This is a genomic window from Microcoleus sp. N9_A1 (assembly GCF_036701795.1).
GTDB lineage: Bacteria > Cyanobacteriota > Cyanobacteriia > Cyanobacteriales > Microcoleaceae > Microcoleus.
This window is the reverse complement of the sequence record NZ_JAUBRI010000115.1, coordinates 1-12,252: the sequence shown is the minus strand read 5'-3', so window position 1 is coordinate 12,252 and position 12,252 is coordinate 1. Positions and strand designations below refer to the sequence as shown.

12 protein-coding genes and 1 tRNA gene are annotated in these 12,252 nt (G+C 44.7%); 7 read left to right on the top strand and 6 right to left on the bottom strand.

The window, feature by feature from the left end; genetic code table 11:
• Positions 1-314: 314 nt before the first annotated feature.
• Entirely contained in the window at positions 315-3,407 is a 3,093-nt protein-coding gene (locus tag QUA58_RS29585; RefSeq protein ID WP_333397671.1) for a type ISP restriction/modification enzyme, read from the bottom strand.
• Between the two features lie 296 nt (positions 3,408-3,703).
• Here QUA58_RS29585 and QUA58_RS29580 point away from each other — a divergent pair, with 296 nt between their 5' ends.
• Both QUA58_RS29580 and QUA58_RS29575 read left to right on the top strand, forming a co-directional pair.
• Entirely contained in the window at positions 3,704-4,000 is a 297-nt protein-coding gene (locus QUA58_RS29580) for an XRE family transcriptional regulator (protein ID WP_333254439.1), read from the top strand.
• 73 nt (positions 4,001-4,073) lie between these two features.
• The gene (locus QUA58_RS29575) at positions 4,074-4,877 is read left to right on the top strand and encodes a DUF4058 family protein (RefSeq protein ID WP_333254440.1); all 804 of its coding nucleotides are present in this window, start codon (positions 4,074-4,076) and stop codon (positions 4,875-4,877) included.
• A 74-nt stretch (positions 4,878-4,951) separates the two neighbouring features.
• On the opposite strand, the gene rlmD is transcribed toward QUA58_RS29575, so the two are convergent.
• Both rlmD and QUA58_RS29565 read right to left on the bottom strand, forming a co-directional pair.
• Complete coding sequence (gene rlmD / locus QUA58_RS29570; protein WP_333254442.1) at positions 4,952-6,397, bottom strand: 23S rRNA (uracil(1939)-C(5))-methyltransferase RlmD; 1,446 nt, start codon at positions 6,395-6,397, stop codon at positions 4,952-4,954.
• Between the two features lie 30 nt (positions 6,398-6,427).
• A complete protein-coding gene (locus QUA58_RS29565) occupies positions 6,428-6,682 on the bottom strand; it encodes a hypothetical protein (protein ID WP_333254444.1) in 255 nt (84 codons plus the stop codon).
• A 215-nt stretch (positions 6,683-6,897) separates the two neighbouring features.
• Here QUA58_RS29565 and apcD point away from each other — a divergent pair, with 215 nt between their 5' ends.
• Positions 6,898-7,383 (top strand): allophycocyanin subunit alpha-B, encoded by a 486-nt coding sequence (apcD, locus tag QUA58_RS29560; protein ID WP_333397670.1) that lies wholly within the window; start codon positions 6,898-6,900, stop codon positions 7,381-7,383.
• Positions 7,384-7,627: 244 nt separating this feature from the next.
• Here apcD and QUA58_RS29555 read toward each other — a convergent pair whose 3' ends face one another.
• Positions 7,628-8,011 carry a hypothetical protein gene (locus QUA58_RS29555; RefSeq protein ID WP_333254448.1) on the bottom strand — a complete coding sequence of 128 codons (384 nt, stop codon included), beginning with the start codon at positions 8,009-8,011 and terminating at the stop codon, positions 7,628-7,630.
• 181 nt (positions 8,012-8,192) lie between these two features.
• Here QUA58_RS29555 and QUA58_RS29550 point away from each other — a divergent pair, with 181 nt between their 5' ends.
• The gene (locus QUA58_RS29550) at positions 8,193-8,594 is read left to right on the top strand and encodes a helix-turn-helix transcriptional regulator (RefSeq protein WP_333397669.1); all 402 of its coding nucleotides are present in this window, start codon (positions 8,193-8,195) and stop codon (positions 8,592-8,594) included.
• Positions 8,595-8,708: 114 nt separating this feature from the next.
• Here the strand turns inward: QUA58_RS29550 and mazG are convergent, their stop codons facing one another.
• Entirely contained in the window at positions 8,709-9,563 is an 855-nt protein-coding gene (gene mazG, locus QUA58_RS29545; protein ID WP_333254452.1) for a nucleoside triphosphate pyrophosphohydrolase, read from the bottom strand.
• A 6-nt stretch (positions 9,564-9,569) separates the two neighbouring features.
• Complete coding sequence (locus tag QUA58_RS29540) at positions 9,570-10,160, bottom strand: metal-binding protein (protein ID WP_333254453.1); 591 nt, start codon at positions 10,158-10,160, stop codon at positions 9,570-9,572.
• A 72-nt stretch (positions 10,161-10,232) separates the two neighbouring features.
• On the opposite strand from QUA58_RS29540, the gene QUA58_RS29535 reads away from it, so the two are divergent.
• From QUA58_RS29535 to ygfZ, 3 genes are all read left to right on the top strand, one after another.
• A tRNA-Val gene (locus tag QUA58_RS29535) sits at positions 10,233-10,304 on the top strand.
• A gap of 192 nt (positions 10,305-10,496) precedes the next feature.
• The gene (locus tag QUA58_RS29530; protein ID WP_333397668.1) at positions 10,497-10,880 is read left to right on the top strand and encodes a hypothetical protein; all 384 of its coding nucleotides are present in this window, start codon (positions 10,497-10,499) and stop codon (positions 10,878-10,880) included.
• Between the two features lie 73 nt (positions 10,881-10,953).
• Complete coding sequence (ygfZ, locus tag QUA58_RS29525) at positions 10,954-12,021, top strand: CAF17-like 4Fe-4S cluster assembly/insertion protein YgfZ (RefSeq protein ID WP_333254524.1); 1,068 nt, start codon at positions 10,954-10,956, stop codon at positions 12,019-12,021.
• Positions 12,022-12,252 lie beyond the last annotated feature (231 nt).

Genomic DNA, 12,252 nt, shown 5'->3' with positions numbered 1-12,252 from the left:
AATATTTGTCATTAACTTGTTCATAATTTATTCTGGTAGCACAATTCTTATCAACACTTAACTAATATTTGAGCAGCAATAAGTACAGAAGAGCCATTTTCATACACTTATTGAGTTATTTATCAAGCATATTATAGCAACTATCAATCAATTACAGTTCGGTTAATACTATTGGTTAGTAGTTGAATTTTTAGGGGCGAATCCGGTCGGGATAGCTATTTCGATTAAAACTCTCGTGGGGGCGTTGCTCAGAGCATCACCCAAAGCCACAAACTAAATGCTGTACAGCTTATTTCGCAGCCACATCTAGACATTTATTCCCAAGGAAAACCCGGTATCACTTCATCAATTTCAGCCATAATTTGCATTGTCTCTTTCAAAGCAACCACAACGCGCTGATAGTGCAATACATCATCAAAAGATAAACTTTGGCTGGCTTTTTTGCGGTCTTTTAGCCATTTATCCAATACTTGATATCCGCCCACTTTAAAAGCCCACACTTCTGTAGGAATACCTTCAAAGTATTGCTGTTTGTTAATATAAACTCGCCGCTCAGATTCCTTGTAAGTAACTTCACTAACAGCATTATCACCACTTACAGGATATTTAGTAATGACTTTATTTATTTTTTTCGATTTCATCAAGTGCAGTGCTACCAATTCCTCACCTTTTTTAGCTAATGCTGTGAAAATTTCATTGTCGCGAGTTAAGGGTAAGCGGGGAAAGTCTATTTTCAGAAATTCTGCATAACGCTGGCGGTAAGTAGGACTGTGAAAGACAGAATATGCGTAATAAAAAATTGCTTCGGGAGTTGGTGTATAGCCGAGTTTTTCCCGAATCGCCATCAGGAAATTTTGGGATAGATTGGGAGTGCGATCGGTGAATAAATTACCCTGTTCGTTTTCAGTATCAGGGTAAAGATAAAGAGGAAACAGATAACCGCGCTCTCGGCTCTTATTAGAAACGTAACAATCATCAGTAAAATTATTCGTTACTAAAGAATGCTGCCATGATTCGCTTACGATCTGACGGCACGTATACATTCCTAAGTTTTCACCTGTCAGCATATGACGCATTACTTCAAAGCGAGGCATACACAAAAAGCCTCTCGTCTTTCCTGTATAGTAGGTGTAGCGTTTGTCAAAAGGACGGTATAAGATAGGGACAATCTTAGAGTCGTCAAGGTTATTTCTGCGTAAATCATCTTGAGCAAGTGACACTTGCCAATCTCGCGAATCTTTCCCCAAATCATATTTATTACGAGCTTCCTCAACAGGAAGTGATACAAAATCTTTAATTGTGTCTTTTACTTCCTGACCTGAAAATTTGATTGTCAGGGAATCCCTAGCAGTTACAATACCAACAGAATGAACAGGCATGATGTCTGTGATTTTCCAGCCTTCGTTATACTCAGTAAGTAAATCTCGATTTTGCGGAAGCAATAAATAGAAAGGTGATTGAGGCTGAAAGTTTTTCCATTCAATAGAATCAATATCTAGCAAATTTAAAGCTTCATATTTAGAAGTTCGACTACCCCACAATTCCCCATGATGAACTTTTGCAGGAGTAGACTTACCAGGCTCTTTGATAAAAATACCAATACTCACTCCCTGCTGAATATCAAACACATTTTGGTCGGGCAAACCATCAGGAGAAACTTCTTTCTTTTTAGAATTACCGTGCAAATCTAAAACATAGATATCCGTGAAAGTCTGCATCAAATTTTGACGCATTCCCCGAAAAGTAGGATTGTCGAGATAGCCGTGATTAGTCACAAAAGCCAACACACCAAACCCTGTTTGACTAATGCGCCACTGTCCGAAACGAATAAACTTTACATAATCATCTTGCAGCCATTTAGGATTGCGCTCTTTGAGCGGGACACCATCAACATAATAGTAATCTTTTACTAATCCTGCTATCCATTCACTCTTATTAGCAGAATGTCCAGAATAAGGCGGATTGCCCAACACAACCATTACCGGAAAATCCCGCTTAATTGCTGAAGCTTCATTAGCTTCTTGTGCCACAAATTGAGCAAACAAAACCTCCGATTGTTTCAAAGCTTCATCTAAAGTATTCGTAAGATAAACTCCTAAACGCTGCTTGCTGCTAAACTCATAGCCAAGATTTTGGAGTTGCAAACCGAGTTTGAGATGTGCGATCGCATAGGGAGCCATTAACAACTCAAAACCAAACAATCGGTTTAACAAATTCTCCTGCACGTATTGATTCCAACTCCCAGATATTCCCATATCTTCCAGATTTTGATAAATGCGATCGACAACTCCGTAAAGGAAAGTACCCGTACCAGTTGCCGGATCTAAAATTTGCACTCGCGGCTTTTGCGTGTCTGGATTTTTTGTATTGTCGGCTAATCCTAAAGGCAGATTGAAACGGTTTTTGAGTATAGAATCGACTGAGCGAACAATAAATGAGACGACGGGTTCAGGAGTGTAGTAAACGCCCCGACTTTTCCGCAAAGCTGGATTGTAAGCTGCTAGAAACGTTTCGTAAAAATGAACGACTGGATCGGATTGGCGAGTGCGGCGACCAAAGTTTTCGAGAATAACAGTCATGTCAACTCGCCCTAGTAACTCGACTAAATCATCTATTGCCCAGTTGATTTTACCGAGTAAATCTGTTTCGATAATGCTGTTAAATAACCGTCGCAAAAACGGATTGGTGGCTGGGATGTATGTGCCCGCTGTCCGGCGATCGAAAACTTGATTTCCGGGATTTTGAGCGTGACCAACTCGCGCCGCAAATAAACCGTAGGAAATAGTTTGAGCATACATATCTGCAAAAGCTGCATCGTTGAGATCGGGCAGCAATATTTCATTAAAACCGCGTTTTAGTTGATGTAATTCTCCGGTTTCATTTTCTATTTGCAAAGCTGATTCTGTAGCAAGTCGAATTGATTTGGTTAATCGCGCCATCTGTTTTGCTAAGTCTTCGGGACTGTTAATGGCGGCACCACTGTAGTTAAGAAATCCCTCCAGCAATTCAATCGTTTTGTCAGGCTTGCAGAGTGTAATGTCGTTGCCTGTTCTTTCGGCTAAAACTGCGGTCAATCTGACTTTGCCCTCAACATACCAGCGAAACTCTAGATAATTGGTTAGAATTAAGTTACCGTTTAGAGATTCTCGATATCGCTGCAACTGTTCTGTTTTTTCAACGGGATTCAAATCTAATCCAACATCCTTAGCTTCCACATAACCGACAAGCAAATCGCGCCGTCTGATCGTAAAATCGGGAACGCCTGCTTTATTACCTTTTTCTTCTATGATTGCTTCGAGACTAGCAGTCTGGTTGTCGAGTAAATTCTTGATTGTTGGGTAATGGGTGCGCTCGCTGCCCCGCTGGAGATTGTTCTGAATTGATTGGATGTAGGTATCAAAACGCATTGGCTTCGCGGTTAACGGTATTGATAATTATATAACGGTAACTGCGGCGCGATCGCCCTTCCACCCACCAATCTAACTAAAGTACGCGCTAGCAGAGCTATCCCGTAGAGAATTGCCCCTAACACAAACCACAGATACCTATAGGACTTACGCAAAGAAACCGGGTTTCTATGAAAAATCGTTGGTTCCTCGCTAAATATCTAGGAAGAAACCCGGTTTCTGGCCGGGCGCGTGCGTAAGTCCTGACCTAATCTTCATCTTTTACAAAATCGTTGGACTTCAATAGAACCGGAACAATGAGCGAAAATACTATTACCCAAGCTGCCGATAATATCTTTCTCGATCTGGGGTTTTCAGCAGAAGAAGCTGATAACTTACTGATTAGATCGCAATTAATGCTGGCCCTGCAAAATCAGATTAAACATCACGGTTGGACGATCGAGCAAACGGCTCAACACCTCAGACAGTCAAGCGACCAAATCCAAGCTCTAACTGAAGGTAAAATTGGGCATTTTTCAGTTGACATTCTGATTGTAATGCTCAACCAAGCAGGCATGACTGTCAAACTCGAAATTTGCCCCAAGGCAGCTTAGCGCGATCGCCCTTGTCGCAAAATTAACCCAGTGCTAAAATGATTTTAAAATCAACAAATCGTAATAAAGTCCTATGCCCTCACCCTTTCCCGGAATGGATCCCTACTTAGAAAACCTCGATTTCTGGCAGGAAACTCACCATTGGTTAATTTCCCTGATTGCAGAATCCTTAGTCCCCCAAATTCGCCCCAAATATGAAATCGCCATTGAAAAACGCATCTATCAAATTAACGACACCAATGACAATAACGAGGACTCGCTTTTAGTCGGCATCCCCGATGTAGCAATCAAACGTCAACCCAATACCCCCGATATTCCTACCCGTTCAATTGCCATTGCCACCCTAACAGTTCCCACTACCGTCAAAGTGCCAGCCCCCGAAAAGATTAAACAGACTTACCTAGAAGTACGAGAAATGGCAACTAGACAAGTTGTCACCGCAATTGAAATTCTTTCTCCAGTCAACAAACGCAGTGGAGATGGCAGAATTACTTACCTCAAAAAACGCCAAAATATTTTAGGTAGCCTAACCCATTTAGTTGAAATCGACTTGCTGCGAAAAGGCGAACTCATGCCCGTACTTAACAATTCCATTCAAAGCGATTATCGCGTTTTAGTCAGTCGCAGCAATCGCCGTCCTATGGCCGAACTTTATGCTTTTAATCTGAGCGATTCTCTACCTGTATTTCTACTTCCCTTGCGCGAGGAAGATGTAGAACCCATTGTTAACTTACCAGAATTGTTTGCAGGTGTTTACGATCGCGCGGGCTACGATTATCGAATTGATTACGATCGAGATCCAATACCGTCTCTGTCAGAACAACATCTGGTTTGGGCAAGCCAACTTTTACAAGAAACTGGACTGCGAGATAATTAATTCTATTTAACCCGAACGATCGGCATAAAAAACTTACCTCCTCTTAGTCTGCGAAGGCAGACTTCGTTTGACGCTTACGCGATTTCAATCGCCGAATCATCAGCAAGTACCTTCACCAAAAACGCCACACACTCCACATGAGAAGTCTGAGGAAAGAAATCCGCCGGCTGCACCCGCGCTAACTTATAATCTCCATTTTCGCACAAAATCTTCAAGTCACGAGCCAAAGTCGCAGGCTTGCAGCTAACATAAACAATCCGATTTGGCTTGATTTCCTTAATTGTTTCCAAAACCGCGCGATCGCACCCTTTACGCGGCGGATCTAACAACACAATATCCGGTGTCAATCCCAAAGCAGGCAGCAAATCCTCTACAGTTCCCACCTGAAAATCGACATTTTTCACATCATTTAATTCAGCATTTAACTTAGCTTGCTCGATCGCCGCAGGTTGCACTTCTAAACCGATCGCTATTTTGACTTGTTTTGCCAACGGTAAAGTAAAAGTCCCAATTCCGCAGTAAGCGTCAACCAAAACCTCATTTCCCTGCAAATTCAATTCCCCGACAATCACCTCCAATAAAGCTTCAGCGGCCTCTGTATTTACCTGGAAAAAAGTATCTGCCCTTAACTGAAAATTCAAACCAGCAAATTTTTCTCGCAGATAAGAACGACCGGCAATGCAGCGAGTTTCCGCACCAAAAATTACATTAGTTTGAGCTGAATTCACATTCAAACAAACACCTACAAGTTGAGGATACTGTTTTAGCCACTCAGCCGCTTGTGCTTCAATTCCCGGCAACTCTCCCGTGCGAACTATTAAAGTTAGCAGCATTTCCCCGGTGCGCCGTCCGATTCGCAAGGACAAATGACGCAATTCTCCTGTATGTTTCTTTTCGTCGTAGACTGGCCAATCTCTCCAGTGTATGTCTTCTTTGACTTCTTTTAATAACGGATTGAGGCGCGGGTCTTGCACCGGACATTGATTGAGATTGACTAATTTGTGGGTGCTTTTTTGATAGTAACCTGCTTGCACTTGACCTGTGGCAGAAATTGCCACCGGATAAGTTGCTTTGTTGCGGTATCCCAAAAATTGGGAAAATCCTTCTATTTTTCCCGTTAATATTTCATCGACTTGCAGGTTGCTAAATCCGCCAATCCGTTCTAAGGCTTGAATAATTTGATTTTGCTTGGCTGCAAGCTGGTATTCATAGTCTACGTGCTGCCACTGACAGCCGCCGCACTTGTCGGCGACAATGCAGTTGGGTCGGATGCGGTGTTCGGATGCTTCCAGAAGTGTGTCCAGCTTACCTGTAGCATAGGTGGATTTGACTTGTACGAGGCGCGCGAGGATGCGATCGCCCGTCACGGTATCGGGCACGAACACCACGAGTTCGCCAAAGCGGCCAACGCCGTCGCCGGTGTCTGTCAAGTCGGTAATTTCTATCTCAACCAGTTGACCTTGCTGACAAGGGTTGGCCACTTTCGTCGAGTTGCGGGTGGGAACTTTAGATTTGGTCATTAACAAATACCTGAGTAGTTTTGGAAGCCGTTAGAAGCAGTCGTGGTAAAATTTCAGATAGTAACGCACGATCGCTGTTTCAGATTGAAGTAAGTCGTAGCGAAGCGGGGCGTAAGCCATCGCACTCAAGCTCAATTGCAGAGTGTATTCCTGCTTCCGAGCCCCGGCTGCTACAGCCGGCTGCTGCAACCGGGTAGATTGCCCTCGATCGAACCTGTGCGATATGCTATGTAGGGCAAAGCAGCCAAAACTCGTCAAACAGTTTAAATGTCTGCCGGCATTCAAACTCTCAATCGCAGTTTTTTAATTTTTCCCACAGTACCTTGGGACACAAGGAAACTGGCTTAGTCACTAAGCATAACGCTTGCGGAGGTTGACCGCCTGCTTCTAAGATTGATTAATGTTAGCAGCAAGGTAAGTCGTCTCAGCAGGAATTTCATCTTAAAAAGATGGGAATGTCCATGAATCTTTTCCTCAAATATCCTCAAATTTGAATAACAATGAGCGTAGTTAGCCAATTTATTCTCCAAGCCGACGACGAACTTCGCTATCCCAGTACCGGCGAACTTCAAAGCATCAAAGATTTTTTTAAAACCGGAGAACAGCGGGTGCGTATTGCTACTGCGCTGTCTGACAGTGAGAAAAAAATTGTTGAAGAAGCTAGCAAAAAACTCTGGAAAAAACGCCCTGACTTTATCTCCCCCGGAGGTAATGCTTACGGCCAGCGCGAACGGGCTTTGTGTCTGCGCGACTACGGCTGGTACTTGCGCCTGATTACCTACGGTATCTTGGCCGGTGACAAAGAGCCGATCGAAAGTATCGGTTTGATTGGCGTTCGGGAAATGTACAATTCTCTGGGCGTTCCTGTTCCTGGCATGGTGGAAGCTATCCGCTGTTTGAAGGAAGCTGCTTTGGCTTTGCTCAATCAGGATGATGCTAAGGAAGCTGCTCCTTATTTTGATTATATCGCTCAAGCGATGTCTTAATTGCTTTGGCGATCGAAATCGCGATCGATGTAGCGGATCGTTTGCGGGTGATTTTTGGGGTGATTTTATCTCGCAATTGCTCGCAAATGTTTCGCTTTTGTTTTTGAAGAAGGAAGAGTTGACAGTTGACAGTTGACAGTTGATAGTTGACAGTTGATAGAATCTAAGGCAAGGGTTTGAGCAATTAACAGCTTCCTCACTGTCTGGTGCGGTTTATCTAGTTAGGAAATCTGCTGAGTTTTTGCTACGAAGCTATGCAGTTTGAGCTTTCCCAAATTTCGAGAAAGTCTTGTCTCTCGATGCACATTTGATTCAAAAAGTCAAGGATTTTTGGGAGATATTGTTTTTTAAATTTCCGGCTGTCGTAGTGAATTGATGTTTTGAGTTGCGACAGTTCTCTAAGGGTGGGGCAAGTTTGGATGTGGTGGGCGATCGCATTTTGCCATTCTTCCAGCCTGCGGTACGAAATAAATAGTCCGCCTTTGTCTCGCCGGTGCACAAACACCACATAAGCCCAGGATTCGACTCGCTTAATCAGATTTTGGCTGATTTTCAGGAATTGGGCGATCGACCTGACGGTGATGCGGAGCTTTTTCGAGGGTTGGATGCGGCGAAACAGTGCTGTCATGGCTGTATACTCAGGGCTTGAGAGGCAAATTCTGTTTAGAGTCAATTACATATTACTCTATCAGACTCTTATTGCACAAGTGCAAGGCAACTTAATTTAAACTTCTTAAGCTCAGATGTTGCTCGTGCAACCCTCAATCATTGATGCTGTGCTAGTTTGAGAGTTAACGTAGGTGGGAAAAATGTCAGGACTCTCTAACAAAGCTGTGGTAGACAAAGAGCAGGAATTGCGCCCCGTTCGCTTCACCGAGACGGGGCGGATGCGTTTGGGGAAGATTTTAAAAGCAGCAAGACAGACAACAGGCTGGTCTGTCAGCGAAACAGAATTTAAAACAAAGGGATATGAAGAGGCGCTGTTCACAGCTACAAATCAACCCGTACCCAAAGATGTCGGTATCAGTGCCGCCACAGTCAACCGCTACGAACGCGGGAAGCTGGATAATTTGGATTGGCGATCGCTCTCTCTGCTATGCTTTGTCCTCAAGCCGATCGATCCGGTGACAGCGGAAGCGCTAGAACCCACAAACGCGCTTTACATTGCGTGCGAACATCCGCCGTACAATGACGTAAAGCTTTACGAGTAGTTGATTGCTGACATCTGAACTGATGCAACCAAATTATTGAGATGGGGAGTTTTGAACCGCAGATATTAGCGGATGAACGCTGATGAACGCTGATGAACGCTGAGGTTCCTGACTTTATCTGTGTTTATCTGCGGTGATTGATGACCCCTCGCCCTTTTGTTTCGCCAGTAAAGCCTTAGCTTGCTGCCACAAAGCATCTAACTCTTCGGGTGGATAATCCGATAAAGGTCGATCGCACGCAGCCTCAACTTTAGCAAACCGCTGCACGAAGCGATCGCTCGTTCCGTGCAAAGCAGCCGACGCATCTAAATTGTGCCAGCGAGCCAATTGAATCAACACAAACATAATATCTCCCAATTCCGACTCCTGCGCCGCCCGATCCTCGTGTTTTAGAGCGTGTTCAAATTCCGCCATTTCTTCATGAAATTTATCCCAAACGCCCTCTACATTGTCCCAATCAAAACTCACTTCCGCAGCTTTTTGAGAGATTTTTGCGGCGGCGGCGATGGGAGGCAAAGTGCTGGCATAACGGCTCATTTTTGAGGCTAAAGTTGGCGGCTTTTCAGCAGTTAGGCCTTTTTCTACTGCTTTGATTTTTTCCCAGTTTTCGTTAACTTCATCCACGCTGTTAACTTCTACATCCCCGAAAACGTGGGGATGTCGCCGAATCAGTTTTTCGGTAATGCCCCCAGCGATTTCGGCGAAGGTAAATTGATGGGATTCGCTGGCAATTTGAGCTTGCAGAATTACCTGCAACAGCAAGTCGCCCAATTCTTCGACGATCGCCTCTCGATCTCCTTTGCGAATGGCGTCGGCGGTTTCATAAGCTTCTTCGATGATGTGAGGAATTAGGGTTTCGGGAGTTTGGGCTAAATCCCAAGGACATCCGCCGTCGGGCGATCGCAATTTAGCTACAACTTCTATCAAGTTTTCGAGTGCAGCGAGCGATCGACTGTGAGAATTTGACATCGGAATTCACCTATTAGATTTGGTAGACGTGCGGCGGGGAGCTTTGATTTTGCGCCTCTTAATTGTCTGAGGAGGGCGCAACCCGCTCAATCCTTTCTTTTTGAATCTTTTGTAAGCCGAGCCTCCCCAATCGCTCAAATAGTGGCTCATCGCGCCCAATTCGAGGCCGATGTAAATGGCTAACAATTCGATGTAGTGTTCCAAGATTGATCGACCGTAACCCAAAACCGCATCCTGCCAATTACCGGCTAAGTTGCCAATTTTTTCGGCGATCGTCAATCCCAACACTCCCACAACCGCGATCCAGGTAGCGAGGTACAAGATTCGCAAAGCAGTGCCAATCAGAGGGCCGTGAGACCAGACAGAGCGATGGCGCAGGCTTTTTTGGTAGGGGAGCCAAATAAATTTGAACCATCCCCAGCGCTGATACTGGCAGGAGTAGATATCTAAATCCGGGCCAAACATCAGCCCGCCGACTAAGAAGCTGCCGGAAACGAGCAAAGTCAGCTTGCTGCTCTGAGTATGGCCAAAGGTGACGCCTGCCACTAGGGGCAAACACCATAGGGTTATTCGATCGTGGGTGCGGCCAGAGGGCATTTAAAGTTTATGATTTTTTTTACTTGATCTTTCTGAGTTACTGTGATATGATAAATCCCTGTGAGTGCAATTGGGTGATTAGCTCAGTGGTAGAGCGCCTGCTTTACACGCAGGATGCCGTAGGTTCAAATCCTACATTACCCATCCGATAACTCAATATCAACAGTTTCAGCCGTTTTTAGCCGTCAAGCCGAGAACGGCTTTAACTGTGACTGTTGACGGTTGACTTGTGAATTTGGTGACGACTAAATTTAACATTCTGTGGCGGATGTCTCATAAGTTGGCACCCAATGCTAGAAAATTAATTTATTGATTTTCTTTTTTAGAACCGTGTATATGAAGCCTAAAATAACCAGCCTGAGCGCCTGGAAACAAGCTGAACTGCTGATGCAGCCCGCGATGATCCGAGTGCTCGACAACATCCGCAAACAACTAGAGGAGTCAGTTTGGACGGGTACTTATCAAGAAGTGCAGATTCCCATTCCTGGCTATCAACTACTTTTAGAGCTTCAAGGCGAGCAAAGATGTGTCGATATTTGGGAACTTTGCTATCGAGTCTGCTTTGTCAACTACCAGCCAGCTCACACTCAAATCCAAAGCCAAGAAGTTGTAATTGATACTAGCTTGATTGATGATGAGACTGGCGATGTAGATTGGAATCGTCTTGATGCTAAAGCCAGCCAATTAATCCAAGAAATATTCGCTAATTTGGACAAATAGTCAGTTGTCAGTTTTCAGGAAAGCAGTAGTCAACAGTCAACAGTCAACAGTCAACAGTCAACAAAATTTTATGGTGATTCAGGAATTGCACGACATTCAAGCAGCGGCGGGTGCTACTTTTGCAGAGTTAACAACCAAAGAAATTGTGCCAGTCAGTTTTGGTAACGACGCAGAAGCGATCGCAGCAACTAAAAAAGGTGCGGCTTTGTTCGATCGCACTCACTGGGGACGCATTCAAATCTCAGATAGTGATCGCCTGCGGTTCTTGCACAATCAAAGTACCAATAACTTCAATATACTCAAACCCGGTCAAGGCTGCGACACCGTTTTCGTCACATCCACCGCCCGGACGATCGACCTCGCCACCGCTTATGCTACAGAAGATGCCGTACTGCTGCTAGTTTCAGCCAACCGCCGCCGCCAACTGCTGGAATTGCTCGATCGCTATATTTTCCCAATGGATCGCGTAGAATTAACAGATCTAACCGATACAACAGTTGCTTTCAGTCTCCTCGGCTCGGAAAGCAGTAGCTTACTAGAAAAACTCGGAGTTACCGAACTTGAAAATCAACCTTACGCTACTCACAAATTGATAAAAACCCCCCCTCTTTCCCCCCCTTACCAAGGGGGGGTTCGAGTTGCGGTTGGTAGTGGTTTAGCCACTCCTGGATACACCTTAATTGCGCCAGCAAGCGATGCAGCCCAGTTATGGCAGGAATTAGTCAAAGCTGGGGCCGTACCGATGGGCGATCGAGTTTGGGAACAACTGCGAATAGAACAAGGACGCCCCGCACCCGATTTTGAACTCACAGACGATTACAACCCCCTAGAAGCCCGTCTTTTACACACGATTACCTATGAAAAAGGCTGCTACATCGGTCAAGAAACAATTGCCCGGTTGAACACCTACAAAGGAGTAAAACAGCAACTTTGGGGCGTGCAGTTGAGCGGTGCGGTTGAACCCGGAACAGCAGTCACAATCGGAGAAGAAAAAGTCGGCAAACTCACCAGTTTTACGGAAACTGAATTCGGCTTTTTTGGTCTTGCTTACATCCGCACAAAAGCGGGCGGCGAAGGACTGAAAGTGCAGGTAGGAGAAATGACCGGGGAAGTAGTAAACGTGCCTTTTTTAAGTTGCTAAGTTTTGGTTTGTAGTGAGGACTTTATTCCTCATAATTTTATGATGATTGAATTCCTCACTACGAACTTATAGGGGGTGTTGTACTGAACATCATAAGCTATAGCAATCCTCGCATCATTTGTGAATTTCTTACTCCCTCCCCTTGGTAAGGGGACAGGGTGGATTAATTGTCAGGGGGGAATGTAGAATAGAAGAGGTAATCAAGTCTGCCCTGTCCGGGTAGACTATCCA